Here is a 24,484-nt window from a genome sequence, read left to right on the forward strand (position 1 = left end):
CCGGCGGGGCGGCGCGCGGTCAGGCGCCGGTCTGGGCGTTCGGAGCGCCCACCGGCTTGCTCTCGGGTGACCCGCGCTCGCGAAGGAACACCGCGAGGAACGCCATCGAGGCCACGGCCAGGAACTCCGACTGCCAGTTCTGCAGGCTGCGCTCCCAGAAGTCGGGGCCGGTGACGTACTGCCCCCATGTCAGGTCGCCCAGCCCGGCCGACTCCCGCTCCTCGTTGTAGGCGAGCCGGCCGGTCACCGACTGCGCCAGCCACGACCCGACGAACAGCACCAGCATCACCAGGCCCAGCGAGCGGGAGTAGAGCTGGCCGCGCAGGCCGCCCACGCGGGCCCAGTGCGGTGAGTCGGGGCGGGCGTGCGCGCCGACCTGCTGCTCGCTGTCGCTGCCGCGGCCGGCGTCGCTCGGCTGCTTGGACTCGGGGGAGCCGCGCTGCACGAGCCAGACGGTGAGGGTGATGAGCAGGAAGAACTGCAGGTACTCGCTCTGCCAGTTCTCGGCCACGTCGACCAGGAAGGCCGGCCCGGTCACGTAGGCGCCGAACGTCTCGGTCTCGCTGCCCTGCATCTGCTGCTCGGCGTTGTAGGCCGCGTGCCCCACGAACGCCTGCCCGACCAGCGCGGCCAGGAACAGCCCGAGGAAGACGAGCGTCAGGCTGTTGTCCCGGAGGCGTCGTGCGAATGAGCCCATCCCGGCACGCTAGCGCTCGGCGGGCGGCCCGCCACCACCCTTGGGCGTTCAGGCCGGCCGGGCCTGAAGCGTCAGGCCGCGTGCGCCCGGGCGCGGCGGCGCAGCAGCAGACCGGCGCCGAGCACCGCGAACCAGATCAGCGAGGCGAGCAGGCCCTGGCGGGTGTCGTCGGCCAGGGTCAGCGTCCACACGACGAAGGCGAAGAAGACCAGCACCATCCACGTGGTGACCACGCCGCCGGGCATCCGGTAGTGCGACCGCTCGTGCCGCTCGGGAAGGTTGCGGCGATAGACGAGGTAGGACACCAGGATCAGCGTCCAGACGAACAGGAAGAGGACCGAGCTGACCGTCGTGGCCAGGGTGAACGCCTCCGCGACGCCGCCCGTGGCGTACAGCAGCGGCACGGCCAGCAGCAGGCAGACGGCCGAGACCAGCAGCGCCCGGTCGGGCGTGTGCCGCGAGCTGAGGTGGTCCAGGGCCTTGGGCGCGCTGCGCCGCGAGGCGAGGCCGAGCAGCATCCGGCTCGTGGAGTAGGTGCCGGAGTTGCAGCTGGAGGCCGCCGACGTGATCACGACGAAGTTGATGACGCCGGCGGCCGCGGCCAGACCGGCGAGCGCGAAGGTCTGCACGAACGGGCTCTGGTCGGCCCGGGCGTTGGTCCACGGCGTGACCATCATCAGCACGACGAGGGCCGCGACGTAGAACAGCAGGATGCGGATCGGGATCGCGTTGATCGCCCGGGGGAGCGTGCGCTGCGGGTCCTTCGCCTCGGCCGCGGTCGTGCCCACCAGCTCGAGCCCGACGAAGGAGAAGATCGCGATCTGGAAGCCGGTGAGCACCCCGTGCATGCCGTTGGGGACGATGCCGCCGTGCTCCCACAGGTTCGACACCGAGGCGGTCGTGCCGTCCGAGCCGGTGAAGCCGGTGATGACGAGCCACAGGCCGACGCCGACCAGGGCGACGATCGCGACGATCTTGATCAGCGCGAACCAGAACTCCATCTCGCCGAACAGCCGGACGGCCATCATGTTCAGCCCGACGATGAGCGCGACCATCGCGACGGCGGGGATCCACGGCGGCAGGTCGGGCCACCAGTAGGCGACGTACGTCGTCACGGCCACGACCTCGGCGATGCCGGTGATGATCCAGCACAGCCAGTAGGTCCAGCCGATGCTGAAGCCGGCCCACGGGCCGAGGATGTCCTCGACCATGTCGGAGAAGGTGCGGTAGCGCCCGTCGGACAGCAGCATCTCGCCCATCGCGCGCATCATGAAGAACAGCATCAGGCCGATGACGGCGTAGACCCCCGCGATGGCCGGACCGGCGAGCGAGATGCCCTTGCCGGACCCCATGAACAGGCCGGTGCCGATGGCCCCGCCGATCGCCATGAGCTGGATGTGCCGGTTCGACAGGCCGCGCTGGAGCGTCTGCTCCTCCGGCGCGGTCTCGGTGTCGTGCATGGCGTGCGCCATGGAGGCCTCCCTTGCCTGCGTCGGGGCCGCGACGGTGCGGTCCCGACGGGCTACCGTGCCAGAGCCGTCGCGCGGCGCCGCACCCGACACGCGACCGACCGGTAGGACACCTACTCTCGGACGTATGACCGACACCCCTGCTCTTCGACACGACGGCCGCGCCCCCGACCAGCTGCGCGAGGTCCGGTTCACCCGCAACTGGCTCGACCACGCCGAGGGGAGCGTGCTGGTGGAGTTCGGCCGCACCCGCGTGCTCGTCGCCGCGTCGTTCACCGAGGGCGTGCCGCGCTGGCTGAAGGGGCAGGGCAAGGGCTGGGTGACCTCGGAGTACGAGATGCTCCCGCGCTCGACCAACACCCGGTCCGACCGCGAGGCTCGCAAGGGCAAGGTCGGCGGGCGCACCCACGAGATCTCGCGCCTGATCGGCCGCAGCCTGCGCGCGGTCATCGACACCACCGCGCTCGGCGAGAACACCATCGTCGTCGACTGCGACGTGCTGCAGGCCGACGGCGGCACCCGCACCGCGTCCATCACAGGTGCGTACGTCGCGCTCGCCGACGCGATCGAGGAAGCCCGGGGCCGTGGCCTGATCCGCAAGGACGCGCAGCCGCTCACCGGGTCGGTGGCGGCGGTCAGCGTCGGCATGATCGACGGCCGGCCGGTGCTCGACCTGGACTACCCCGAGGACTCCACGGCCGGCACCGACATGAACGTCGTGATGACCGGCGAGGGGCAGTTCGTCGAGGTGCAGGGCACCGCCGAGGGGGAGGCGTTCGACCGCGCCGAGCTGGACGGACTCCTCGACATCGCCACCGCCGGCATCGCGGAGCTGACGAAGCTGCAGCAGGCCGCGCTCGCCGGCGAGGCTCGCGAGCGGGTGCTGTGATGGCCGACCGCCTCGTGCTCGCCACGCGCAACGCCGGGAAGGTGCGCGAGCTGCGCGGCCTGCTCTCGGGAGCGCCCGAGCTGGCGGGCGTCGAGGTGGTCGGCGTGGGCGACCTCGAGGGGTGCCCGAGGTCGCCGAGACCGGCGTGACCTTCGAGGAGAACGCCCGGTTGAAGTCCCAGGCGGTCGCGCGGGCCACGAATCTGCCTGTGGTTGCTGACGACTCGGGGCTCGTCGTGGACGTGCTCGGCGCCGCGCCCGGTGTGTGGAGCGCGATGTGGTCGGGGCGCACCGGTGACGACCAGGCCAACATCGACCTGCTGCAGGCGCAGCTCGGCGACGTCGACGAGGAGCGGCTGACGGCCTTCTTCACCAGCACGGTGGTGCTGACCCTGCCCGACGGGACCGAGCGGGTCGCGACCGGACGGGTCGACGGCCGGCTGACCCGGCAGCAGCGGGGAGCAACGGGTTCGGCTACGACCCGATCTTCCTGCTGCCCGACGGGCGCACCCTCGCCGAGCTGACCGACGCGGAGAAGAACGCGATCTCCCACCGCGGCAACGCTTTTCGCGCGTTGCTCCCCGCGCTCGTCGAGCTGCTGGGCTGATCCCCGTGGTCTGGGTGCTGGGCGGGCTCGCGGCGGGGGCGATCACGGCCGGCCTCGCCGAGCTGCTGGCCGGCCTGCTGACCCGGCTGGGCTGGGTCGGGGGCGAGCCGTCGCCGGTGCTGGCCGTGGGTGCGGCGTTCATCGACCTCACGCCGCCGTGGCTGAAGGACTTCGCGATCAGCACCTTCGGCACGCACGACAAGACCGCGCTGCTCGTGGGCATGGCCGTGGTGCTGGTCACGGCGTGCGTCGTGGTCGGGCTGCTGCTGCGCGCCCGTCCGCAGCTGGCGCTGGTCGTGCTCGCGCTGCTCGGGGTGGTCGGCCTCGCGGCCGTGCTGACGCGCCCGGGCGCGCAGCCGCTGGACGCGGTGCCGACCGTGCTCGGAGTGGCCGCCGGGCTGGCGCTGCTGACGGGCGTACGCCGAGCGCTGGTGCGCGAACCCGTCGCCGAGTCATCAGGCGCCACAAGGCGTTCCGCGCTCACCCTGGTCGGTCTGGGCGTGGCCGGTGGGGCGCTCACCGCGCTCGGCGGTCGCGCCCTCGCGGCGGGTCAGCGCACGGTGCAGGCCGCGCGCGAGCGGTTCGTCGTGCCGCGCGTCGCGCGTCCGGTGACGGTGCCTGCGGGCGCCGAGCTGGGGGTCCCCGGCATCACCCCGTTCGTCGTGCCGCAGCGCGACTTCTATCGCATCGACACCGCGCTGGTGGTGCCGCAGGTCGACCCCGCGACGTGGCGGCTGCGCGTGCACGGGATGGTCGACCGCACCGTCGAGATCGACTGGGAGACACTGCAGTCCAAGCCCATGCAGGAGGCGATGGTCACGCTGATGTGCGTGTCCAACGAGGTGGGCGGTGATCTCAACGGCAACGCGATCTGGACCGGCTGGCCGGTGCGCGAGCTGCTGCGCGAGGCGGGGTGCGGCCGGGCGCCGACATGGTGCTGTCGACCAGCACCGACGGCTTCACCGCGGGCACGCCGCTGGAGGCGCTCACCGACGAGCGCAACGCGCTGATCGCGATCGCGATGAACCGCGAGCCATTGACTCCCGAGCACGGCTTCCCGGCGCGGCTCGTCGTGCCGGGGCTGTACGGCTACGTCAGCGCGACCAAGTGGGTCACCGACCTCAAGGTCACCCGGTTCGCCGACGACGAGGGCTACTGGACGCCGCGCGGCTGGTCGGCGCGCGGCCCGGTCAAGATGTCATCGCGCATCGACGTGCCCGGCGGGGGAGACCGCATCGCGCCCGGCACGGTCGCCGTCGCCGGGGTGGCCTGGGCGCAGCACACGGGGATCCGTGCGGTGCAGGTGCGCGTCGACGACGGACCGTGGCAGGCCGCCCGGCTGGGGGCCGACGCCACGGTCGACGCCTGGCGGCAGTGGGTGTTCTCCTGGCGTGCGACGCCGGGGAGCACACCCTCGCCGTGCGCGCCCAGGACCGCACCGACGCCTGGCAGACCGAGGAAGAAGCGCCCCCGGCTCCCGACGGCTCCACCGGCTACCACCGGATCTACGTGGTCGTGCAGTGACCACGGAGCCCGCTGGTCGAGTAGCGGTGACCACGGAGCCCGCTGGTCGAGTAGCGGCGAGGGACGAGCCGCGTATCGAGACCGCCCGAGCCACGCTGGTCGAGTAGTGGCGAGGGACGAGCCGCGTATCGAGACCGCCCGAGCCACGCTGGTCGAGTAGCGGCGAGGGACGAGCCGCGTATCGAGACCACGACGACCGATCAGCGACCCTCCGGGCTGCCTCCGGCTCGCGGTGTGTACGCGACCAGCCGCTGACCGGGTGCTGCCGCCACCTCGAGGGTGACCCAGGCGAGCTCGATCTCCCGGTCGTCGAGGAGCAGCCGCTTGCACCCGTTCGTCCGCCGGCGCACGTCGGCACCAGCCCAAAGCCGGGCGAACTGGTCGCTCGCCGTGCTCAGCTCGCCGACGAGGGCGACCAGGCGCGGATGGCGTACGTCCGTGCCGCCGAGGGCGCGCAGGTTTCCCACCACTTCCTCGGCGATCTCGTCGTGGTCCTGGTAGACGTCCGTGGCGTGCTCGCCGAGGAAGAACGCCCGGGCCATGTTGTCGCCGGGGTGCAGACCGAGCGCGTCGTGCAGCCCGCGGCCGGCGTCGTTGACGGCGAGCAGGTCGAGGAACCGGTTCATCACGATGGCTGGGTGCGGCCAGGTGTCCATCAGCTCCAGCAGCTCCGCGGGGACCACGTCGGACTCGTCGGCCAGGTCGGCGCGCAGATCGGCCAGGGCGGCGAGGTGGGCGCGCGCGTCGTCGTCGAGCAGCAGCGCCCGCGACAACGACTCGACGACCGCGGGTGAGGGATGCCGGTCGCGGCCCCGCTCGAGCCGCACTAGGTACTCGACGCTGATGCCCGAGAGGGTCGCCAGCTCCTCGCGGCGCAACCCGGGCGTGCGTCGCAGCCCCACCGGGCGCAGCCCCACCTGCTGCGGCTCGACGCGCTCCCGCCTGGCTCGGAGGTAGGTCCCCAGCGCGTTCTCGCTCATCGTCGTCAGCGTAAGGCGATGCGCTGGGGCGTGACAGGTAGCCGCACTACCCCGGACTCGCGCGGTCTCCCGACCCTGCTGCGACGGTGCGGACAGTGGTGCCATGACGACGACATCGAGAGCACCAGACGAAGCATCGAACGCCACCGCGCCCCTGCAGGGCCGGACGGCCGTGGTCACCGGGGCGGGCACCGGAATCGGTGCAGCCACCGCGACGGCGCTCGCCGAGCGCGGCGCCCACGCGGCCGTGCTGGGCCGACGCCCCGAGCGGCTGGCGGCGACGGCGCAGTCCTTCGACGGGCTGGTGGTGCCGGCCGACGTCACGGATCCCGACTCGATCGTCGAGGCGGCCGGTCGCGTGCGAACAGCCTGGGGGCGGGTCGATCTGGTGGTCGTGAACGCTGGCTTCATGGCCGCCGCGCCCGTCACGGAAGCCGATCCGCGAGAGTGGCGGCAGATGCTGGACGTCAACGTCGCCGGGGCGCTGGAGACGACGCGCGTCTTCGTCCCGGACCTGTTGGCGGCGGCAGCCGACGGGCACGCCACCGACCTCGTGCTCGTCAGCTCGATCGGCGCTCACCTGGCGATGCCTGATCTGAGCGCCTACTTCGCGTCGAAGGCGGCAGTGACGCAGTTCGGTCGGTGCCTGCGCGCGGAGCTGGGGCCGCAGGGGGTCCGGGTGCGGGTGGTCGAGCCGGGCAACACCGCCTCGGACCTGGGCCAGGACATGGGGAACGGCGCCGCGCGAGGCCGGCTGGTGTCGTACGTCGAGCAGGCCCCGCCCATCCCGGCGGCGTCGGTCGGCGAGGCGATCGCGTGGTCCTGCGCGCTCCCGGCTGGCGTCAACCTCGCAGCCCTGGAGGTCCTGCCGACCGTGCAGGGCTGACGAGGGAGCGGCCGTGCGCGAGGCGGGACTTGAACCCGCACGCCCTCGCGGGCACCAGGACCTAAACCTGGCGCGTCTGCCGATTCCGCCACTCGCGCGCCGGGCCAGCGTACGGGGCGGGGCCCGCCCGGCCGGCGCGGCCGTGCGCCCCGGGCAGCCTCAGGCGGCGATCTTCAGCGCCTTGCTCAGCGAGGCGACGTGGCCGGTGGCCTTGATGTTGTAGCGGGCGAGCTCGACCTTGCCCTCGCCGTCGAGCACGATCGTCGACCGGATGACGCCGACCACCGTCTTGCCGTAGAGCTTCTTCTCGCCGTAGGCGCCGTACGCCTCGAGCACCTTCTTGTCCGGGTCGGACAGCAGCGGATAGGTGAGCGACTCCTGCTGCACGAACTCGCTCAGCTTCTCCGGCGAGTCGGGGGAGATGCCGACGACGGCGTACCCGGCCTGCTTGAGCGGCTCGAGCGAGTCGCGGAAGTCGCAGGCCTCCTTGGTGCAGCCGGGCGTCATGGCGGCGGGGTAGAAGAAGATCACGAGGCCGCTGCCGCGGAAGTCGGCGAGCGAGACGTCGTTGCCGTCCTGGTCGGGGAGCGTGAACTCCGGTGCGGTGTCGCCGGTCTCGAGTCGTGCCATGGGGCTGCCTCTCTACGCGCTGCGGGTGTGCTGGTGCTCGCCCTGCCTACGTTAGGGTCGCACCCAGGTCACGACACGAAGGAGACACCCCATGGCCGAGCAGCGTGCCCGGACTGCCAAGGAGATCGAGGCTGATCTCGCCGCTTCGCGGAACCGTCTCGCGGGGACCATCGACGAGCTGGCGTTCCGCGCCCAGCCCAAGGAGATCGCCAAGCGGCAGACCGAGAGCCTCAAGCTCGCGGTCAACGACGCGACGCACGACCCCGACGGTGAGCTCAACAACGAGAAGGTCGCGACCGTCCTCGGTGGCGTGTCCGGCTTCCTGCTCCTCCTGGGGTTGATCCGCCGCGCCCGTGGCTGAGCCCGCGACATCCGGCGACCTGCCGGTCCGGATGCTGCACGACCGGGTGCTCGTCTCCCAGGAAGGTGAGGAGGCGAGCGCCGCTCCGGTGGCGGCATCGTCATCCCCGCGACGGCCAGCGTCGGCCGGCGCCTCGCCTGGGCCAAGGTGGTCGCCATCGGCGCGCACGTACGCCAGGTGCGGCTCGGCGACCGCGTCCTGTTCGATCCCGAGGACCGTGCCGAGGTCGAGCTGCAGTCGCGCGACTACGTGCTGCTGCGCGAGCGCGACATCCACGCCGTCGGCGAGGACCGCCGCGCCGACTCGGGCAACACGGGCCTGTACCTGTAACCCCCGGGCGTCGCCCCGTCCTCGCCGGTCGCTACCTCGCGTGACTGTGCAGGACACGCGGTGCCGACGAGCGCGCGCACCGCGTGTCCTGCACAGTCACGGATCAGTTCCGGCTGCCGTGAGGTCGGCGACGAGGCGCCAGCCGTCGGAGTCGCCCTCGAGGACGGCGTACGCGCAGTTGCTGATCTCGGTCGTCTCGGCTCGCCGTCCGACGAGGCCGGCGAGCGTGGCGATCATGGCGGCGCCGTGGCTGACGACCAGGATCGCCTCTCCGCGGTGCACGTCGGCGAGCTCGTCGAGCACGCCGCGCACCCGGGCCACCACGGCCGTGCCCGTCTCGCCCTGCGGCGCGCGCCGCGTCAGGTCACCGGCGCTCCACGCCTCCATCACCGGACCCACGACCTCCAGGCTCGCGGGCTGTCCGACGAGGTCGCCGAGCCCGAGCTCGGCCAGGCCCTCGCGCGCCGTCGCCTCGGTGCCGAGCGCCGCGGCCGCCAGCTCGGCGGTCTGCACCGCGCGGGCGAGGGTGCTGGAGTAGACGTGCGCGATGCGCTCGTGCCGCAGCTGCTCGCCGAGCGCGCGCGCCTGCGCCCGGCCCGCCGGGGTCAGCGTGCCGCCGTGGTCGAGGAAGCGGTCGGTCTCGTATGCCGCCTCGCCGTGCCGCGCGAGGAACACCCGCACGGGGCACTGCAGATCGCTCACGCTGCCACCGTACGTCCGCGCCGGGGTCTCGATATGGCCGCTCGTCCCTCGCGGCCTACTCGACCAGCGTGGTGCCGACGCCATCGACCAGCGTCGGCCTACTCGACCAGCGTGGTGCCGACGACCTCGCCGCGCGCCGCCACGAACGCGTCGACGCACGCCCGCACGTCGTCCTCGCTGTGCGCCGCCGACAGCTGCACGCGGATGCGCGCCTGCCCCTTCGGCACGACCGGGTAGGAGAACGCGATGACGTAGACGCCACGTTGCAGCATCGCGTCCGCGACCTGGCCGGCCTGCCGAGCGCCGTCGTCGCCGGGGAACATCACCGGGACGATCGGGTGGCTGCCGGGCAGCAGCTCGAAGCCGGCCTCGGTCATCAGCGACCGGAAGAGCTCGCTGTTGCGCCGCAACGCATCCCGCTGCTCGGTCGAGGTGCTCGCCAGCTCGAGCGCCTTCAGCGAGCCCGACACCACCGACGGCGCCACCGCGTTGGAGAACAGGTACGGCCGCGACCGCTGACGCAGCAGGTCGACGATCTCCTGGCGCGCCGCGATATACCCGCCGGACGCGCCGCCGAGCGCCTTGCCCAGCGTCCCGCTGATGATGTCGATCCGGTCGAGCACACCCGCGAGTTCCGGTGTGCCACGGCCGTTCTCGCCGACGAACCCGACCGCGTGCGAGTCGTCGACCATCACCAGCGCCCCGAACTCCTCGGCCAGGTCGCAGATCTCGGCGAGCGGGGCGTAGTAGCCGTCCATCGAGAACACGCCGTCGGTCACGATCACCGTGCGTCGCGCGCCCCTGGCCGCCTCGAGCTGGGTGCGCAGGTCGGCCATGTCCGCGTTGGCGTAGCGGAAGCGCTTGGCCTTCGACAGGCGCACGCCGTCGATGATGCTCGCGTGGTTCAGGGCGTCGGAGATGATCGCGTCGTCGGCACCGAACAGCACCTCGAACAGTCCGCCGTTAGCGTCGAAGCACGACGAGTAGAGGATCGCCGCCTCCTGCCCGACGAACTCCGCGAGCCGCCGCTCGAGCTCGGTGTGCTGGGTCTGCGTGCCGCAGATGAACCGCACCGACGCCATGCCAAAACCCCACTGCTCTAACGCATCTCGCGCCGCGGCGAGCACGTCGGGGTGGTCGGCCAGGCCGAGGTAGTTGTTCGCGCAGAAGTTCAGCGCCTCGCCCGCCACGGTGCTGACGTGCGCCGCCTGCGGCGTCGTCAGCTCGCGCTCTCGCTTGAGCAGGCCGGCCTGCTCGATCTCCTCGAGCTCGCCCCGCAGGTCGTCCTTGATCGCGTACGTCATCGCCGGCTCTCCTCGGGGTCGCGTCCTCGTCGCTCCAGTCCATGATCACCTTGCCGCACTCGCCGCTGCGCGCCGCGGCGAACGCCTGCTCCCAGTCCTCGGCGGGGAAGCGGTGGGTGATCACCGACCGCACCGCCTGCTCCAGCTCGCGCGACGAGGCGAGCATCGCGCTCATGGCGTACCAGGTGTCGTACATCTCGCGGCCGTAGATGCCCTTGATCGTGAGCATGTGCGTGATGACCTTGCTCCAGTCCACCGGGAACGGACCGGCCGGCAGCCCGAGCATCGCGATGCGCCCGCCGTGGTTCATGTTGGCGATGAGTTCGTCGACGGCAGAAGGGTTTCCGCTCATCTCGAGGGCGATGTCGAAGCCCTCGACCATGCCGAGGCTGCGCTGCGCGTCGGCGATCCGCTCGCGGGTCACGTTGACCACGCGGTCGGCGCCGGCGGCCTTCGCGAGGTCGAGCCGGTAGTCGCTCACGTCGGTGACGACGACGTACCGAGCGCCGACGTGCTTGGCGATCGCGGCCCCCATCACGCCGATCGGGCCGGCGCCGGTCACGAGCACGTCCTCGCCGGCGATCGGGAACGACAGCGCCGTGTGCGTCGCGTTGCCGAACGGGTCGAACACGGCGCCCACGTCGGGGTCGAGGTCGTCGGGCTGCACCCACACGTTGCTCGCGGGGATCACGACGTAGTCGGCGAACGCGCCGTCGCGGTTGACGCCGAGCCCGATCGTGCGGATGCACAGGTGGCGACGGCCGGCGCGGCAGTTGCGGCAGATGCCGCACACGATGTGTCCCTCGCCGGACGCCTTCTGACCGACCCGGACGGACACCACGTTGGCGCCGACCTCGACCACCTCGCCGAAGAACTCGTGGCCGATGATCTGCGGCGGGTCGACCGTCGCGGCGGCCCAGGAGTCCCAGGCCTCGAGGTGCAGGTCGGTGCCGCACAGGCCCGCCCGGAGCACCCGGATCTTCACGTCGTCGGGACCGCACGTCGGCTCGGGAGCATCGATCAGCTCCAGACCAGCGGCGGCGGTGGTCTTGGCAAGGGCACGCACCCGGCCAGTGTGCCGGGTGGGGTGGTGGGTCGACCAACCGCCTGCCTGAGGCAGCGAGAAGCCCCTGGCGGTGAACCGCCAGGGGCTTCTAGGTGGTGCGCCATCAGGGACTCGAACCCCGAACCCGCTGATTAAGAGTCAGCTGCTCTGCCAATTGAGCTAATGGCGCGGAAGGTGGCTGCCTCGCGGCAACGAGAGGAAACCTTAGCAGCGGGGTGGCGAAGGTACGAAATCGGCGGACTCCGGTGGCGCGGGTGCTACCTGGCCACGCCGTCGTACGTCACCACCGGACCGCTGAAGGTGGACAGCTCGATGGTCAACGGTTCCCCTGGTTGGTAGCCGAACACCAGGTCGAAGCTGAGCGTGCGGCCGGGCAACAAGTTCCGGGCGGGCACGCCCTGGATGTCCCCGTCCCAGATGCCCTCGGTGGCGCGATCACCACTGGTCGCGGTCACGATGATCTCGTTGGTGTCGAAGGCCTCGGCGTGCTTGTTGATGAGCCGCACGGTCACGCGGGTGAACTTGGTGAAGCCGCCCTCGTCGGTGCCGACAGCAGCCTCCGTCGGCGTGTACGGCTGTGGCGTCGAGACAAAGATCTGACGGCCGCTCGGAGAGGTGTAGGTCTCCCCGTACTTCGCCGTTTCCGCCGCTGTGCCAGGAGCAGCGTCATCTTCGGGGGCGACATCGGTGGGGTCCTCGTAGCCCTCCGGGGGACGCCTCCAGCGCTGTCGTCGTCAGGGGTGAACTCGAAGTTCACGGTCGAGCCCACGACGCTCTTGACCGTTGCCGTGTAAGCGAGCGTCGCTCCGTCGACGGTGATCGTGCATGAGGTGGTGTCGTCCACTTGAGCGCGTAGGGGGCCGCAGTTGGCCGTCCCGTACTCGCGGTCAGGGGCGCTGCGCTTCAGCGCAGCTTCCAGTTGGCTACCGACCGAGTTCCCGGTGACGTACTTCCCCGAGGAGTCCTCTGGCGCTCGCGATGTGTCGGTGGTGGGGCTCGATTGGGCGCTCGTTGCGATGCGCCCTGTCGCACTCGGTGTGGGAGCGGCCCCGGTGGTAGTTGCGCCAGGCGTGCTGGGTGCGCCGGGCGAGGATGTGCTCCCCGCAGCTGTGGATGCACTGCCTCCGTCGTTGGTCGACGACGAGTTCGTGCACCCCGCGAGCGGGAGGATGAGGAGCAGGGCGCAGGCCCCAGAACTCGCGACTCTGATGTGCATCCCTGTTCCCCTGTCCGTCAGCCGGCAATGGCCTGTTGAGGAGGAGTATCAGCCGCGGCCAGCGCGCATGGGTGGTCTACGCCTGAAATCCCTCCGAGCCGTCCTGAGCCCTAGCAAGAGGTTCGGCGCCTTCCGGCCGACATGGCCGGGCCTCTCGCATGCGGACTACCGTCGGTCCCATGTCGCTGACCATCGGTTACAAGGCCTCCGCCGAGCAGTTCGGCCCCCGCGAGCTGGTCGACTACGCCGTCCGTGCCGAGGAGCTCGGCCTCGACAGCGTGTGGACCTCCGACCACTTCCTGCCCTGGCGGCACGAGGGCGGCCACGCGCCGTTCGCGCTGTCCTGGATGGCCGCGGTGGGGGAGCGCACCAGCCGGGTCAAGATCGGCACCAGCGTGCTGACCCCGACCTTCCGCTACAACCCCGCCGTGATCGCGCAGGCGTTCGCCACCAACGCGCTGCTCACCGACGGGCGCGTCATCCTCGGGGCCGGCACCGGTGAGGCGCTCAACGAGATCGCCGTGTCCGGGCGCGAGTGGCCAGACTTCAAGGAGCGGTTCGCGCGGCTGCGCGAGGCCGTACGTCTGATCCGCCAGCTCTGGACGCAGGACTCGGTCGACTTCGACGGCGACTACTACACGCTCGTCGGCGCGCACATCTACGACCGGCCCGAGGAGCCGGTGCCGGTCTACATCGCCGCGGGCGGGCCGCAGGTCGCGAAGTACGCCGGCCGCATGGGCGACGGCGTCATCTGCACCTCCGGCAAGGGCATGAAGCTCTACACGGACAAGCTGATGCCCGCCGTGACCGAGGGGGAGGAGCTGCGCGGGCGTGAACCCGGCACGGTGGACCGGATGATCGAGGTGAAGCTGTCGTACGACCGCGACCCGTCGGCCGCGCTGGAGAACTGTCGCTTCTGGGCGCCGCTGTCGCTGACCGCCGAGCAGAAGCACACCGTCGACTCCGCCGAGGAGATGGAGCGGCTCGCCGACGAGCTGCCCATCGAGCAGGTCGCCAAGCGCTGGATCGTCGCGTCCGACCCCGACGAGGCGGTCGCGCAGATCAAGCCGTACGTCGACGCCGGGCTCAACCACCTGGTGTTCCACGGTCCGGGCGCCGACCAGGAGCGCTTCCTCGACCAGCTCACGACCGATCTGGTGCCGCGGTTGCGGGAGCTGTGAACGATTCCACCCCAACGCGCCGGTAACCCGTGGCCTGACTCAGGGGCCCGGCGCCGATAGGTTGCCCTGCAGTGCAGTTGTCGGCGAATCAGGAGCAGGTGGCGAGCATGACCGTCCAGACCGAGCTCGAGCTCGATCGGCCCACGGAGATCCCCGAGGTCGATGCCAAGCCCGCATGGGGTGTCGCGGTGAAGCGTGCCGCGGGCAAGTTCTCCCGCGACGGGTGCACCGACATCGCGGCGATGCTCACCTACTACGGCCTGTTCTCGCTGTTCCCGGCGATCGCGGCCCTGGTGTCGCTGATCGGCGTGTTCAACGTCAACCCCGACACGATCATCCAGATCCTCGCCGACCTCACCGGCAAGCAGACCTCGGACCCGTCGTTCGAGACCCCGCGCAGCATCATCGAGCGGTTCAGCAGCAGCAGGGGCGCCGGGTTCGCCCTGGTCATCGGTGTGCTCACCGCGCTGTGGTCGGCCTCCGGCTACGTCGGCGGGTTCAGCCGCGCGATGAACCGCATCTACGACGTCACCGAGGGGCGCCCGATCTGGAAGCTGCGGCCGTGGCTCTACCTCGTCACGCTCGTCGAGATGCTGATGATCCTCGTCGTGGTGCTCGCGATGGCGCTGTCCGGCGGCGTCGCCCGCTCGATCGGCAACCAGGTCGGCGTCGGCGAGCAGGCCGTGCAGGTCTGGGACATCGTCAAGTGGCCGTTCGTCGCGTTCATCGTCGTGACGATCATCGGGCTGCTCTACTGGGCCACGCCCAACGTGCGCAAGCCGAAGCGGATGTTCTTCAGCTGGGGCGCGCTGGTGGCGTTCGTCGTGTGGGTGCTCGGCACGCTCGCCTTCGCGCTGTACGTCACGCTCTCCGCGGGCGCGACCTACCAGAAGACGTACGGCGCCTTCGCGGCCGCCGTGCTGTTCCTGTTCTGGCTGTGGCTGACCAACCTGGCCCTGCTCTTCGGCGCCGAGCTCGACGCCGAGCTGGAGCGCACGCGCCAGCTGAAGTCGGGGCTGCCCGCCGAGAACATGGTGCTGCTGCCGGTGCGTGACGAGTCGGGTCTGGAGAGCCGCGCAGAGAAGGTCGAGGAGGCCGTCGACACCGCGCACGAGCTGCGCCTGGAGTCCGGCAAGGCCGAGGAGGGCGAGATCGAGCTGGTCGGCGACACGGCCGGCGCGACGACCGCGACGGCCACCCGCCGCGGCACCAAGACCGGCGCGAGCGGCGTGCCCGCGCTGGTGACCTCCGACCGCACCGCCAAGGACGGCCTCGGCCGCCCGCAGCCGACCGCGACCCGCGACGACGAGGGGCGGCCCTCGCGCGGCGGCTCGGACGACAAGGGCAAGCGCGACCGCGACGGCGGTGCCAAGACCCAGGGGCAGGCCAAGCAGGCCCTGACCCCGGCCGAGCAGGAGGAGCAGATCATCCGCGCCCGCGGCGAGCGCCGGGAGGCCGCCCTCAAGGAGGCCTCGCACCAGCGCCGCGTGCGTGAGCGGCTCGAGGCCCAGGAGCGCAAGGCGGCCGCCGCGCGCAAGAAGGCCGAGCAGAAGCGCCAGGCGGAGCGCAAGAAGGCCCAGCAGGCCGCCCAGCCCAGCCGCGAGGAGCGCTGGGACCAGGTCGAGCAGGCCCGCTCGCAGTACGTCCCGCGCACCAGCCCCGCCCGCGACGACGTCGAGCGGCAGCGCGCCGAGCGGCGTGCCTCGTTCCGCGCCCAGCAGTCGGAGAAGGCGGCGGCGCCGCCCGCGCCGAAGCCGACCAAGGTGCCCATGCCCAGCCCGCTGCGCGACGAGGTCGAGCAGCAGCGCTACGGCCGGCGCACGTCGCACTTCGAGGCGCACCCGCCGCGCAAGCAGGAAGAGGTCCCGCTGAAGTTCCGCCGCGACCGCAAGAGCGAGTCCTAGAGCCCTCCTCGGGCTCGGCTCACGGGATCGGCGTGAGCATCCGGTGCGGGGTGCGGAGCGCGACGGCGACCGGGTCGCTGCGGCGACTGCCGTGCGGCCCGTCCGCCAGACGTACGACCAGGTCGGCGACGTCGGGCACCGTCCCGCAGGTGGGGCAGCGGCCGGCGTCGTCGAGGTCGGTGCCGCAGTCGGCGTGGCTGAACACCCGGGGCGGATGGTTGCCCGACAGGTGCTGCTCGCCCCACTTGCTCAGCGCATAGATGCTCGGCCACAGCGCGCGGCCGGCGTCGGTGAGGACGTACTCGACCGCCCGGCCCTGCGGCCGCCGCTCCAGCACGCCCGCGGCCACCAGCGCGTCGAGCCGCTCGGTCAGCACCCCGCGGGAGATGTCCAGGTGCGCCAGCAGGTCGCTGAAGTGCCGCACGCCGTAGAAGCAGTCGCGCAGGATCAGCAGCGTCCAGCGCTCGCCGACGACCTCCAGCGCCCGCGCGAGGAAGCACCCCTGCTGCTCGTACCCGTTGCCCAGTGCCACGTCCTGCAATCTACCCGATAAGTCTCGTCACGAGACTCATGGCGTGGTAGACAGGTCTGGTGACAAGACCGAACAGGCCGGGAGCGTACGGCGCGGTGCTGGCCCTCGTCGTGGCCAGCACCTTCTGGTCGATGGTCGCCTACGCCGGTCCGCTCGGGAACGCGGTGACGCTGTCCGCGGCGCTCGACGCGTCGGCCGCCGGCACCACCTGGGTGCTCGCGTCGATGAGCGTGGGCCTCGCGGTCACTCTGCTCGCCGCCGGAGTGGTCGCCGACGCGCTCGGCCGCGCTCGCGTATTCGCCCTGGGCGCAATGGTTTTCGCGGGGCCAACCTCGTGTGCGCCGTCGTCGGCAGCACTTGGCCGTTCGTCGTCGCGCGGGTGGTGGTCGGCCTCGGCGCGGCCGGGATGATCGCGACCGGGCTCGGTCTGCTCGCCGCGGCCGACGGCGACGGGCGCCACCGCTCGACGTCCGCCGTCTGGTGGAGCGCCGCGATGGGCGCCGGCATCGCGCTCGGCCCGCTGCTGACCGGCGTGCTCGACCTGGCCGGGGCGTGGCGCTGGTTCTACGTCGGGCTCGCGCTGGCCGGCACGCTGCTGTACGCCCTCGCCGGCCGGGTGCTGCCCGTCGAGCCACCCGCCGAGCGAGCCCGGCGGCTCGACCTGGTCGGGTTCACCCTGCTCACGGCGTTCCTCGCGCTGCTGGTCACCGCCATCGTGCAGGTGCGGGCGGGCGGGCCGGTGCTCGCAGCCGTGCTGCTCGGCGGGTCGGGGCTGCTGCTCGTGGCCCTCGGGCTCAGCCAGCGCCGACCGCAGCGCCTGGTCGACCCGGGCATCTTCACCCACCGCCCCTTCCTCGGCGCGACGATCGCCGGCCTGGGCACCGGGCTCGGCATCATCGCCGCCTCGTCGTTCCTGTGCACCGTGCTGGTGCGGGCAGTCGGGCTGAGCACGTTCCAGGCCGCGGGGGTGCTGGCCGCGTGGTCGGGCACCAGCGCCCTGGCCGCCCTGGCGCTCGTGCGGCACGGGCCGCGCATCCCCGGCCGCGTGCAGCTGACCGCGGGGCTCGTCGGCGTCGCGGTCGGGCTGGTGCTGCTCGCCGGCGTGGGCGACCCGGTCAGCGCGTGGCGGTTCGTGCCCGGCCTCGTGGTGTGCGGCTGCGCGTCGGGGCTGCTCAACGCCGGCCTCGCCCGGCAGGCGGTCGCGACCGTGCCGGGCGGGCTCGCCGCCACGGGCACCGCCGCCAACAACACCGCCCGCTATCTCGGCGCCGCGGTCGGCATCAGCGTCGCCAGCGTCACCGCCGGCACCGACCTGCTGGCCGGCTGGAACCGGGTGGCGCTGCTCGCTGCGGCCTGCTCGCTGCTCGCGGCGCTGGCCGTCGCCTGGCTCTCTCGCGGCGAGCGGGCGCCCGGGGTGGCGGGCGCACCGACCGGCTCCTGGCGTACAGCAGCAGAGTGATCCAACTCGATTCGGAGGAGCCATGACCGCACCCGTCCCCCTGCCCGACTTCGCGCTCGAGGTCGCCAGCCCGTTCGTCGCCGCGAGCGGCCTGCGGGTCGATGAGTACGACGGTGCCCACGTGCGCGGGCACGTCGACCTCGGCCCGACGCAGCACACGCCCTGGGGCGTCGTGCACGGCGGCGCCCACTGCAGCATCGTCGAGTCCGCCGCCAGCATCGGCGGGTCGGCCGCGGTGTCTGGGCGCGGCCAGGTCGCGGTCGGCGTGCACAACGCCACCGACCTGATCCGCTCCACCACGGGCGGCCGCGCCGAGGTCGAGGCGCTGCCGGTCCACCAGGGCCGCACCCAGCAGCTCTGGCAGGTCGAGGTCCGCCAGGAAGGCAAGCTGCTCGCGCGTGGCAACGTGCGGCTGCAGAACGTCGACGCGAGCCACCTTTCCTGACGCCCTCGGCTCGGAGCCCCCGTGTCGGTGGGCGCGGTCAGCGTGTGCGGGCATGTGTCGGGATCAGGGGAGGGCGCTGCGGAGCGGGTCATCGCCGCGATCGAGCGAAGCGTCTACGGCAGGGAGGAGCGGTTGGACCAGATCGTCGACGCTGGGATGACGACCGCGAAGCGGGGTCAGGCGTTCGCGATGGTCCTCGCCGTGACGCTGGTGGCGGCGGGGCTGGTCTTTCTGGTGTTGGGCAACAACGTCGCAGGGGCGATCTGCATCAGCACCCCGACGGTGCTGCTGGTTCAGACCTTCTGGCCACGCCGATCCCGTGACGACAACAGCTCCGACGGCGAGCCCGGGGCATGGTCGCCTGCTGCACCAGTTCGACTCCGTGCCAGTGGGCGGTGAGTCGCCGCGCCCGGGGAGCAGAACGACGAACGGCGGGCCCGGTTGCGGACCCGCCGTTCGGCTTGGGGTGAGTGACGGGACTTGAACCCGCGGCCCTCGCGACCACAACGCGATGCTCTACCAGCTGAGCTACACCCACCGTGCGCCGGAACCCTCCGGCACGGGGACTGCCTCCCCACGGGGAGGCAGCGCGGACCATCCTACAGGCTCACGGGCCGTGCTCCGAACCGGCAGGTCAGGCCCCGTCCTTGGGGACGGCGTGCCGGGCCGCGACCTTCTTGGCCGAGTCGGAGTCGGGGCCGGGCAGCGGCACGAACACCGTCTCGCGGTAGTAGCGCAGCTCGGCGATCGACTCCCGGATGTCGGCCAGCGCGCGGTGCCCGCCGACCTTCTCGGGGGCGGAGAAGTAGACCCGGGGGTACCACCGGCGCGACAGCTCCTTGATCGAGGAGACGTCGACGACGCGGTAGTGCAGGTATCCCTCCAGCTCGGGCATGTCCCGCGCCAGGAAGTTGCGGTCGGTGCCGACCGTGCTGCCGCCGAGCGGCGCCTTGCCGGCCTCGGGCACGAACTCGCGGACGTACGCCAGCACCTGGGCCTGTGCCTCCTCGAGCGTGACCCCGCCGTCGAGCTGGTCCAGCAGCCCCGACCTGGTGTGCATGTCGCGCACGAAGTCACCCATCTGCTCCAGCGCCTCGGCCGGCGGCTTGATGACCACGTCGACGCCGTCGCCCAGCTGGTTGAGCTCGAAGTCGGTGACGAGCGCGGCGACCTCGATCGTCGCGTCGCGCTCGAGGTCGAGCCCCGTCATCTCGCAGTCGATCCACACGATGCGGTCGGACTGGCTGCGGGCGGGGGAGTCGGGGTCTGGGCAGATTCGGTCACCACGCCACTCTATGGACTGGGTTAGCCTCCGGGGCCATGGCCTGGAACGCGACTCCCGACGTGCAGCCGGGTGGTGCACCCGGCGGCGGTGCACCCGGGCGGGCACCGGCGTACGTGCGGTTCCGGCCGATCCTGCGCCGGCTGCTGCTCCTCGGGGTGCTGACCGTGCTGTTCGGGTTCGGCGGGCTGGGCATGCTGGCGCTGGTCGGCGCCCAGGCCGGGCTGACCGCCACGGTGCTCGGCGTGACCCTGTCGGTCGTGGTCATCGGCATCGTCGTGCCGGTCTTCCTGTGGGTCGACCGGTTCGAGGCCGAGCCGCCGGGGATGCTGCTGTTCGCCTTCCTCTGGGGCGCGTGCATCGCCACGCTGGGCGCGGCCGTGCTCAACGACATCGGGGGCTACCTGCTCGGCGCCACCGACGAGGGCAACCCGTGGGTCGCGGTCGGTGTCGCCCCCGTCGTGGAGGAGTCGCTGAAGGGCCTGGCGCCGTTGCTGCTGCTGTGGTTCCGCCGCCGCGAGATCGACGGGGTGCTCGACGGCATCGTCTACGCCGGCCTCGCCGGCTGCGGCTTCGCCTTCGTCGAGGACATCCTCTACCTCGCCAACGGCTACGCCGAGTCCGGCGAGGAGGGTCTGCTCGGCACGTTCGTGCTGCGGGTGCTGATGAGCCCGTTCGCGCACCCGATGTTCACCATCTGCACGGGCATCGGCATCGGCGTCGCCGCGACCAGCCGCTCCTGGGCGGTGCGCATCGGCGCGCCGCTGCTCGGCTGGACCTGCGCGGTCGTGCTGCACGCCCTGTGGAACGCCGGAGCCCTCGTGTCCATGCGCGGCTGGCTCGTGGCGTACGCCCTCGTCCAGGTGCCCCTGTTCGTCGCCTTCGTCTCGCTCCTGGTCTGGGCGCGCCGGCGCGAGGGGCGCACGATCGGGCGCGAGCTGCGCCCGTACGCCGACCGCGGCTGGCTCACGCACGCCGAGGTCGCGATGCTCGCCTCGATGCCCGAGCGGCGCTACGCCCGGCAGTGGGCGGGGTCGCACGGGGGTCGCCCGGCCCGCCGGCGCATGCACGACTTCCAGGACGCCGCGAGCGAGCTGGCGCTGCTGCGAGCCCGGATGAACCGGGGCCAGGTCGACGAGCGCGCGCTGCGCGAGGAGCGCACCCTGCTCGACCTCATCGGCCGGCTGCGCCAGGAGTTCCTCGGCACCGCGATCTACCGCCGCTTCGAGGTGCTCGGGCACGTCTAGAACCGGGCCGTACGCCCGCGGCCGGGTCCGTAGAATCGTCTCGGCGGGCGCTGTCCGCCCCGCCCTCGTAGCTCAGCTGGACAGAGCAAGAGCCTTCTAATCTCTAGGTCGCAGGTTCGAGTCCTGCCGGGGGCGCCCTGCTCGATCGACGCGCGCGTCGGGCCCGGCGACACACGAAGGGGTGAGTTGTGCGGCGCTCCGGCGACAGGGAATGCTGGCCCCCGTGACCGACCACCCCGACACTGCGCCCCTGGTGGACGCGGTCCGACAGCTGCGGGGGCGGTTGCCGCGAGCTCGCTGCCGCTCCCGGTCGAGCAGGTCGCGGCCGAACGCACCAACCGCGTCGAGCTGCTCAACCAGCTCGACGACTACGTCCTCCCGCGCCTCACCTCCATCGACGCCCCGCTGCTGTGCGTGGTCGGCGGCTCGACCGGAGCCGGCAAGTCGACGCTGGTCAACTCCCTCGTCGGCGACGTCGTCAGCCGCTCCGGCGTGCTGCGCCCGACCACCCGCGCGTCGGTGCTGATCCACAACCCCGACGACACCCGGTGGTTCGCCGACCAGCGCGTGCTGCCCGGCCTGGCCCGCCTCACCGGCGCGCCCACGCAGCAGGACGACCCGGGCCAGCTGCGCCTCGTCGCCTCGCGCAACATCCCGCCGGGCCTGGCGCTGCTCGACGCCCCCGACATCGACTCGGTCGTCGAGGCCAACCGCGACCTCGCGCGGCAGCTGCTCGCGGCGGCCGACCTGTGGCTGTTCGTCACCACCGCGACCCGTTATGCCGACGCCGTGCCGTGGGGTCTGCTGCAGCAGGCCACCGAGCGCGGCACCTCGGTCGCGGTCGTGCTCAACCGGGTGCCGGTCGACGCGATGGAAGAGGTGCGCGCCGACCTCGCGGGCATGCTGATGCAGCAGGGCCTCGGCCAGTCGCCCGTCTTCGCGGTGCTCGAGAGCCGGCTGTCCGAGCAGGGCTGCTGCCCGCCGGTGAGGTCGAGCGGATGCGCAGCTGGCTGAGCTCGCTGGCCGCCGACTCCCGCGCCCGCTCGATCGTCATCCGCCGCACGCTCGACGGCGCCCTCGACTCCTCACCGGCCGCGCCTCCGCGCTCGCCGGCGCCGTCACGGCGCAGGAGATGGCCGCCCAGGCGCTCGCCCAGGCCGCCCACGAGCCGTACGTCCGCGCCCGCGGCGAGATCGAGGAGGGCATCAGCGACGGCTCGCTGCTGCGCGGCGAGGTGCTCGCCCGCTGGCAGGAGTTCGTCGGCACGGGCGAGTGGTTCCGCCAGCTCGACGAGGGCGTGAGCCGGGTGCGCGACAAGATCGCCTCCGTGCTGCGCGGCCGCGGACGCGCCGCGCCCGTCGAGGACCTCGGCGAGGCGCTGCACACCGGCGTCGCCGCCCTGATCGCCTCGCACGGCGAGTCGGCGGCGATGGGCGCCGCGCGCAACTGGCGCTCGCTGCCCGGCGGCAGCGAGCTGCTCGCCGACGACCGCTCGCTCGCGCAGGTGTCGCCGCAGTTCGACGAGCGCGTGCAGCGGCTCGTGCGCGAGTGGCAGGGCGACGTGCTCGAGATGGTGCGCAGCGAGGCCGGGGGCGGCGGACCACCGCGCGGTTGCTGGCGTTCGGCATCAACGGCATCGGCGTGATGCTCATGCTCGTGGTGTTCTCGGCGACCGGCGGCATGCTGGCCGGCGCCGAGATCGGCGTCGCCGGCGGCTCGGCCATCGTGGCCCAGCGGGTCCTCGAGGCCGTCTTCGGCGACCAGGCGGTGCGCTCGCTCGCCGCCAAGGCGCGCGAGCTGCTGCTGCGCCGGGTCGACGAGGTGCTCGCCGACGAGCGCGCCCGCTACGACCAGGCGCTCGGCCGCGTCGAGCTCGACCCCGGCGCCGCCGAGCAGCTCGACCGTGCGATCTCCCAGCTGAAGGCCGTCCGATGAAGCCTCTCGACAAGCTGCGCCGCCGCCAGGCGCTCCCGGCCGTCCCGCGCGAGGAGCTGCAGCGCCGCGGCGAGGCGCTGCGCACCGCGCTCGACACCGGCGGCCTGCACTTCCCGCCCGAGACGGCCGAGCGGGTCCGGGCGGTCGAGGCCAAGGTCGGGCAGCGTACGTCGCTGGCCGGCTCCCGCACGATCGCCGCCCTCGCGGGCGCGACCGGCAGCGGCAAGTCCAGCCTGTTCAACTACCTCGTCGGCGAGCCCGTGTCGCGCATCGGCGCCCGGCGCCCCACGACGTCGGCCACCAGCGCCGCGATCTGGGGCGAGGAGCCCAGCGCCGAGGTGCTCGACTGGCTGCAGGTCGACGCGCGCCACCACGTGTCCGACCGGCTCCCGCAGGCCGACGTGCTCGACGGCCTGGTGCTGCTTGACCTGCCCGACTTCGACTCCCGGGTCACTGCGCACCGCGCCGAGGCCGACCGGGTGCTGCGCCTGGTCGACGTCTTCGTCTGGGTCACCGACCCGCAGAAGTACGCCGACGCGATCCTGCACGACGAGTACGTCCGCGAGATGGCCTCGCACGCCGGCGTGACCATCGCGGTGATGAACCAGATCGACCGGCTCAGCGAGGCCGACGCCCAGGCCACCATCGAGGATCTCACCCGTCTGTTCGGGCGCGACGGCCTCACCGACGTGCGCGTGATCGGGACGTCCGTGGTCACCCACCAGGGGCTCGACGAGCTGGTCGCGGCGCTCGGCGAGGTGGTGCAGTCGCGCAACGCGGCCGAGCACCGGCTCCTCGGCGACCTGCGCGAGCAGGCGCGCGCGCTGCGCGCCCAGGTCGGTGACAGCGAGCCGCGGCTGCCGAAGAAGGTCGACGGCGAGCTGGTGGTCGCGCTCGAGAAGGCCGCCGGGGTGCCGGTCGTGCTCGACGCCGTCGAGCGCGACTACCGCCGGCACGCGGTCGAGGCGACCGGGTGGCCGTTCACCCGGTGGACCACCAAGCTGCGGCCCGCGCCGCTGCGCCGGCTCGGGCTGCAGGAGCTGATGCGCGACGAGGACATCCAGGGGATGAGCCGCTCGCAGGCCCGCGCCGCGACCGGACGCTCGTCGCTGCCGGCCCCGTCACCCGCCGCGCGCGCGGCGGTGGAGGTCACGACCCGGCGGCTGGGGGAGCGGGCCAGCGAGGGCCTGCCGCCGTCGTGGGCCGCCTCGGTGCAGGACGCCGCGACCCCCGACGATCGCTCGATGGTCGACGCGCTCGACCAGGCCGTCACCTCGACGCCGCTGGAGAGCAAGCGGCCCGCGTGGTGGGGCCTCGTCGGCTTCCTGCAGTGGGTGCTCGCCGCCGTCGCGGTCGCCGGCCTGGCCTGGCTGCTGCTGCTCATGGTGCTCGGCTGGGCCCAGATCGACGTGGGGGCTCCCACCTGGGGCCCGCTGCCGATCCCGCTGCTGATGCTGGTCGGCGGGCTGCTGCTCGGGGTCACCCTCGCCGCGCTGTCGCGGTGGTTGGCCGCCCGAGCGGCCCGCCGCCGCCGCCAGGCCCTGGCCAAGGAGCTGCGCGACAAGGTCTCCGGCGTCGCCCGCTCGCACATCCTGGCCCCGGTCGACGACGTGCTCGCCCGCCACGCGCGTACCCGCGAGGCGCTCGACACCGCCGCCGCCTGACGCGCCCCGACGCGCCACCGGGTCGATACCGACCCGTCCTGCCCGCTGTCGTACGCCCCGATGTCGGGGGTTGTGACGTGGGGTTGGTGCGGCGAGCCGTCACTTGCGCCGATATCGGGGGTTGTGACGTGGGGTTGGTGCGGCGAGCCGTCACTTGCGCTGATATCGGGGGTTG

At 72.4% G+C, this 24,484-nt stretch carries 25 protein-coding genes, 4 tRNA genes and 3 pseudogenes; 19 read left to right on the forward strand and 13 right to left on the reverse strand.

All coding sequences use genetic code 11. From position 1 onward, the window contains the following. Nucleotides 1–19: 19 nt before the first annotated feature. Together QUE40_RS04895 and QUE40_RS04900 are read right to left on the reverse strand one after the other, a co-directional pair. Complete coding sequence (locus tag QUE40_RS04895) at nucleotides 20–697, reverse strand: DUF6766 family protein (protein WP_289232468.1); 678 nt, start codon at nucleotides 695–697, stop codon at nucleotides 20–22. 71 nt (nucleotides 698–768) lie between these two features. Next, nucleotides 769–2,169, reverse strand: coding sequence for an amino acid permease (locus QUE40_RS04900; protein WP_142004655.1), 1,401 nt, complete (start codon nucleotides 2,167–2,169; stop codon nucleotides 769–771). A 124-nt stretch (nucleotides 2,170–2,293) separates the two neighbouring features. Between QUE40_RS04900 and rph the strand changes: the two genes are divergently transcribed. From rph to QUE40_RS18905, 4 genes and pseudogenes are all read left to right on the forward strand, one after another. Then, nucleotides 2,294–3,055, forward strand: a complete 762-nt coding sequence (gene rph, locus QUE40_RS04905) for a ribonuclease PH (RefSeq protein WP_289232469.1) — start codon at nucleotides 2,294–2,296, stop codon at nucleotides 3,053–3,055. Then, a pseudogene (gene rdgB / locus QUE40_RS04910) lies at nucleotides 3,055–3,661 on the forward strand (RdgB/HAM1 family non-canonical purine NTP pyrophosphatase). Before rph ends, rdgB begins: the two are co-directional and overlap by 1 nt. 5 nt (nucleotides 3,662–3,666) lie before the next feature. Continuing rightward, on the forward strand, nucleotides 3,667–4,671 hold the full coding sequence (locus QUE40_RS04915; RefSeq protein ID WP_350227074.1) for a molybdopterin-dependent oxidoreductase: 1,005 nt from the start codon (nucleotides 3,667–3,669) through the stop codon (nucleotides 4,669–4,671). Then, the gene (locus QUE40_RS18905; protein WP_350227075.1) at nucleotides 4,593–5,345 is read left to right on the forward strand and encodes a molybdopterin-dependent oxidoreductase; all 753 of its coding nucleotides are present in this window, start codon (nucleotides 4,593–4,595) and stop codon (nucleotides 5,343–5,345) included. The genes QUE40_RS04915 and QUE40_RS18905 overlap by 79 nt, the downstream gene beginning before the upstream one ends. Before the next feature lie 40 nt (nucleotides 5,346–5,385). Here the strand turns inward: QUE40_RS18905 and QUE40_RS04920 are convergent, their stop codons facing one another. Further along, complete coding sequence (locus QUE40_RS04920; RefSeq protein ID WP_289232470.1) at nucleotides 5,386–6,165, reverse strand: helix-turn-helix transcriptional regulator; 780 nt, start codon at nucleotides 6,163–6,165, stop codon at nucleotides 5,386–5,388. A 103-nt stretch (nucleotides 6,166–6,268) separates the two neighbouring features. On the opposite strand from QUE40_RS04920, the gene QUE40_RS04925 reads away from it, so the two are divergent. Continuing rightward, entirely contained in the window at nucleotides 6,269–7,051 is a 783-nt protein-coding gene (locus QUE40_RS04925) for an SDR family oxidoreductase (protein WP_289232471.1), read from the forward strand. Between the two features lie 14 nt (nucleotides 7,052–7,065). On the opposite strand, the gene QUE40_RS04930 is transcribed toward QUE40_RS04925, so the two are convergent. Further along, a tRNA-Leu gene (locus QUE40_RS04930) sits at nucleotides 7,066–7,149 on the reverse strand. Between the two features lie 61 nt (nucleotides 7,150–7,210). Next, nucleotides 7,211–7,681, reverse strand: coding sequence for a thioredoxin-dependent thiol peroxidase (bcp, locus tag QUE40_RS04935; protein WP_142004660.1), 471 nt, complete (start codon nucleotides 7,679–7,681; stop codon nucleotides 7,211–7,213). 91 nt (nucleotides 7,682–7,772) lie between these two features. Between bcp and QUE40_RS04940 the strand changes: the two genes are divergently transcribed. Both QUE40_RS04940 and QUE40_RS04945 read left to right on the forward strand, forming a co-directional pair. Continuing rightward, nucleotides 7,773–8,042, forward strand: coding sequence for a DUF3618 domain-containing protein (locus QUE40_RS04940; protein ID WP_142004661.1), 270 nt, complete (start codon nucleotides 7,773–7,775; stop codon nucleotides 8,040–8,042). A gap of 31 nt (nucleotides 8,043–8,073) precedes the next feature. Further along, nucleotides 8,074–8,372, forward strand: a pseudogene (locus tag QUE40_RS04945) (GroES family chaperonin). 96 nt (nucleotides 8,373–8,468) lie between these two features. Here the strand turns inward: QUE40_RS04945 and QUE40_RS04950 are convergent. The 5 genes and pseudogenes from QUE40_RS04950 to QUE40_RS04970 all read right to left on the reverse strand — a co-directional run bounded on the left by QUE40_RS04950 (nucleotide 8,469) and on the right by QUE40_RS04970 (nucleotide 11,956). After that, on the reverse strand, nucleotides 8,469–9,074 hold the full coding sequence (locus QUE40_RS04950; protein ID WP_289232472.1) for a histidine phosphatase family protein: 606 nt from the start codon (nucleotides 9,072–9,074) through the stop codon (nucleotides 8,469–8,471). 98 nt (nucleotides 9,075–9,172) lie between these two features. Next, a complete protein-coding gene (locus QUE40_RS04955; RefSeq protein ID WP_289232473.1) occupies nucleotides 9,173–10,378 on the reverse strand; it encodes a glycine C-acetyltransferase in 1,206 nt (401 codons plus the stop codon). Between the two features lie 31 nt (nucleotides 10,379–10,409). Beyond that, nucleotides 10,410–11,444 (reverse strand): annotated as a pseudogene (gene tdh / locus QUE40_RS04960) (L-threonine 3-dehydrogenase); the annotation flags it as partial. 93 nt (nucleotides 11,445–11,537) lie between these two features. Continuing rightward, nucleotides 11,538–11,613 (reverse strand) — tRNA-Lys (locus tag QUE40_RS04965). An 88-nt stretch (nucleotides 11,614–11,701) separates the two neighbouring features. Then, the gene (locus QUE40_RS04970) at nucleotides 11,702–11,956 is read right to left on the reverse strand and encodes a hypothetical protein (RefSeq protein WP_289232474.1); all 255 of its coding nucleotides are present in this window, start codon (nucleotides 11,954–11,956) and stop codon (nucleotides 11,702–11,704) included. Between the two features lie 883 nt (nucleotides 11,957–12,839). Between QUE40_RS04970 and fgd the strand changes: the two genes are divergently transcribed. Both fgd and QUE40_RS04980 read left to right on the forward strand, forming a co-directional pair. Continuing rightward, on the forward strand, nucleotides 12,840–13,841 hold the full coding sequence (gene fgd, locus QUE40_RS04975) for a glucose-6-phosphate dehydrogenase (coenzyme-F420) (RefSeq protein WP_289232475.1): 1,002 nt from the start codon (nucleotides 12,840–12,842) through the stop codon (nucleotides 13,839–13,841). 107 nt (nucleotides 13,842–13,948) lie between these two features. Continuing rightward, on the forward strand, nucleotides 13,949–15,745 hold the full coding sequence (locus tag QUE40_RS04980) for a YihY/virulence factor BrkB family protein (RefSeq protein ID WP_142004666.1): 1,797 nt from the start codon (nucleotides 13,949–13,951) through the stop codon (nucleotides 15,743–15,745). 19 nt (nucleotides 15,746–15,764) lie between these two features. Here QUE40_RS04980 and QUE40_RS04985 read toward each other — a convergent pair whose 3' ends face one another. Further along, nucleotides 15,765–16,277 (reverse strand): winged helix-turn-helix transcriptional regulator, encoded by a 513-nt coding sequence (locus QUE40_RS04985; RefSeq protein ID WP_289232476.1) that lies wholly within the window; start codon nucleotides 16,275–16,277, stop codon nucleotides 15,765–15,767. Nucleotides 16,278–16,408: 131 nt separating this feature from the next. On the opposite strand from QUE40_RS04985, the gene QUE40_RS04990 reads away from it, so the two are divergent. From QUE40_RS04990 to QUE40_RS05005, 4 genes are all read left to right on the forward strand, one after another. Beyond that, nucleotides 16,409–16,687 carry a hypothetical protein gene (locus QUE40_RS04990; protein ID WP_289232477.1) on the forward strand — a complete coding sequence of 93 codons (279 nt, stop codon included), beginning with the start codon at nucleotides 16,409–16,411 and terminating at the stop codon, nucleotides 16,685–16,687. Then, a complete protein-coding gene (locus QUE40_RS04995) occupies nucleotides 16,612–17,736 on the forward strand; it encodes an MFS transporter (RefSeq protein WP_289232478.1) in 1,125 nt (374 codons plus the stop codon). Before QUE40_RS04990 ends, QUE40_RS04995 begins: the two co-directional genes overlap by 76 nt. Nucleotides 17,737–17,758: 22 nt before the next feature. Next, nucleotides 17,759–18,181 carry a PaaI family thioesterase gene (locus QUE40_RS05000; protein ID WP_289232479.1) on the forward strand — a complete coding sequence of 141 codons (423 nt, stop codon included), beginning with the start codon at nucleotides 17,759–17,761 and terminating at the stop codon, nucleotides 18,179–18,181. Between the two features lie 132 nt (nucleotides 18,182–18,313). After that, the gene (locus QUE40_RS05005) at nucleotides 18,314–18,580 is read left to right on the forward strand and encodes a hypothetical protein (RefSeq protein ID WP_433997043.1); all 267 of its coding nucleotides are present in this window, start codon (nucleotides 18,314–18,316) and stop codon (nucleotides 18,578–18,580) included. A gap of 63 nt (nucleotides 18,581–18,643) precedes the next feature. On the opposite strand, the gene QUE40_RS05010 is transcribed toward QUE40_RS05005, so the two are convergent. Next, nucleotides 18,644–18,719, reverse strand: a tRNA-His gene (locus QUE40_RS05010). A 96-nt stretch (nucleotides 18,720–18,815) separates the two neighbouring features. Beyond that, nucleotides 18,816–19,391 (reverse strand): oligoribonuclease, encoded by a 576-nt coding sequence (gene orn / locus QUE40_RS05015; protein ID WP_433997044.1) that lies wholly within the window; start codon nucleotides 19,389–19,391, stop codon nucleotides 18,816–18,818. A gap of 110 nt (nucleotides 19,392–19,501) precedes the next feature. On the opposite strand from orn, the gene QUE40_RS05020 reads away from it, so the two are divergent. The 6 genes from QUE40_RS05020 (at nucleotide 19,502) to QUE40_RS05045 (ending at nucleotide 24,309) form a co-directional block, all read left to right on the forward strand. Continuing rightward, the gene (locus QUE40_RS05020; RefSeq protein WP_289232480.1) at nucleotides 19,502–20,710 is read left to right on the forward strand and encodes a PrsW family intramembrane metalloprotease; all 1,209 of its coding nucleotides are present in this window, start codon (nucleotides 19,502–19,504) and stop codon (nucleotides 20,708–20,710) included. Between the two features lie 61 nt (nucleotides 20,711–20,771). Next, nucleotides 20,772–20,845, forward strand: a tRNA-Arg gene (locus QUE40_RS05025). Nucleotides 20,846–20,896: 51 nt separating this feature from the next. Beyond that, nucleotides 20,897–21,724, forward strand: a complete 828-nt coding sequence (locus tag QUE40_RS05030) for a dynamin family protein (protein ID WP_289232481.1) — start codon at nucleotides 20,897–20,899, stop codon at nucleotides 21,722–21,724. Between the two features lie 118 nt (nucleotides 21,725–21,842). Further along, entirely contained in the window at nucleotides 21,843–22,355 is a 513-nt protein-coding gene (locus tag QUE40_RS05035) for a hypothetical protein (RefSeq protein WP_289232482.1), read from the forward strand. Then, entirely contained in the window at nucleotides 22,322–22,645 is a 324-nt protein-coding gene (locus QUE40_RS05040) for a hypothetical protein (RefSeq protein WP_289232483.1), read from the forward strand. The genes QUE40_RS05035 and QUE40_RS05040 overlap by 34 nt, the downstream gene beginning before the upstream one ends. Then, nucleotides 22,642–24,309 (forward strand): GTPase, encoded by a 1,668-nt coding sequence (locus QUE40_RS05045; protein ID WP_142004670.1) that lies wholly within the window; start codon nucleotides 22,642–22,644, stop codon nucleotides 24,307–24,309. Before QUE40_RS05040 ends, QUE40_RS05045 begins: the two co-directional genes overlap by 4 nt. The last annotated feature ends 175 nt before the right edge of the window (nucleotides 24,310–24,484 follow it).

The sequence above is a fragment of the Barrientosiimonas endolithica genome (assembly GCF_030296655.1).
Taxonomy (GTDB): domain Bacteria; phylum Actinomycetota; class Actinomycetes; order Actinomycetales; family Dermatophilaceae; genus Barrientosiimonas; species Barrientosiimonas humi.

Coding starts and splice junctions, on each gene's coding strand:
- QUE40_RS04895 (WP_289232468.1), bottom strand. CDS start 697: ATGGGCTCATTCGCACGACGCCTCCGGGACAACAGCCTGACGCTCGTC.
- QUE40_RS04900 (WP_142004655.1), bottom strand. CDS start 2,169: ATGGCGCACGCCATGCACGACACCGAGACCGCGCCGGAGGAGCAGACG.
- rph (WP_289232469.1), top strand. CDS start 2,294: ATGACCGACACCCCTGCTCTTCGACACGACGGCCGCGCCCCCGACCAG.
- QUE40_RS18905 (WP_350227075.1), top strand. CDS start 4,593: ATGGTGCTGTCGACCAGCACCGACGGCTTCACCGCGGGCACGCCGCTG.
- QUE40_RS04920 (WP_289232470.1), bottom strand. CDS start 6,165: ATGAGCGAGAACGCGCTGGGGACCTACCTCCGAGCCAGGCGGGAGCGC.
- QUE40_RS04925 (WP_289232471.1), top strand. CDS start 6,269: ATGACGACGACATCGAGAGCACCAGACGAAGCATCGAACGCCACCGCG.
- bcp (WP_142004660.1), bottom strand. CDS start 7,681: ATGGCACGACTCGAGACCGGCGACACCGCACCGGAGTTCACGCTCCCC.
- QUE40_RS04940 (WP_142004661.1), top strand. CDS start 7,773: ATGGCCGAGCAGCGTGCCCGGACTGCCAAGGAGATCGAGGCTGATCTC.
- QUE40_RS04955 (WP_289232473.1), bottom strand. CDS start 10,378: ATGACGTACGCGATCAAGGACGACCTGCGGGGCGAGCTCGAGGAGATC.
- fgd (WP_289232475.1), top strand. CDS start 12,840: ATGTCGCTGACCATCGGTTACAAGGCCTCCGCCGAGCAGTTCGGCCCC.
- QUE40_RS04980 (WP_142004666.1), top strand. CDS start 13,949: ATGACCGTCCAGACCGAGCTCGAGCTCGATCGGCCCACGGAGATCCCC.
- QUE40_RS04990 (WP_289232477.1), top strand. CDS start 16,409: ATGGTCGCCTACGCCGGTCCGCTCGGGAACGCGGTGACGCTGTCCGCG.
- QUE40_RS05000 (WP_289232479.1), top strand. CDS start 17,759: ATGACCGCACCCGTCCCCCTGCCCGACTTCGCGCTCGAGGTCGCCAGC.
- orn (WP_433997044.1), bottom strand. CDS start 19,391: ATGACGGGGCTCGACCTCGAGCGCGACGCGACGATCGAGGTCGCCGCG.
- QUE40_RS05020 (WP_289232480.1), top strand. CDS start 19,502: ATGGCCTGGAACGCGACTCCCGACGTGCAGCCGGGTGGTGCACCCGGC.
- QUE40_RS05035 (WP_289232482.1), top strand. CDS start 21,843: ATGGCCGCCCAGGCGCTCGCCCAGGCCGCCCACGAGCCGTACGTCCGC.
- QUE40_RS05045 (WP_142004670.1), top strand. CDS start 22,642: ATGAAGCCTCTCGACAAGCTGCGCCGCCGCCAGGCGCTCCCGGCCGTC.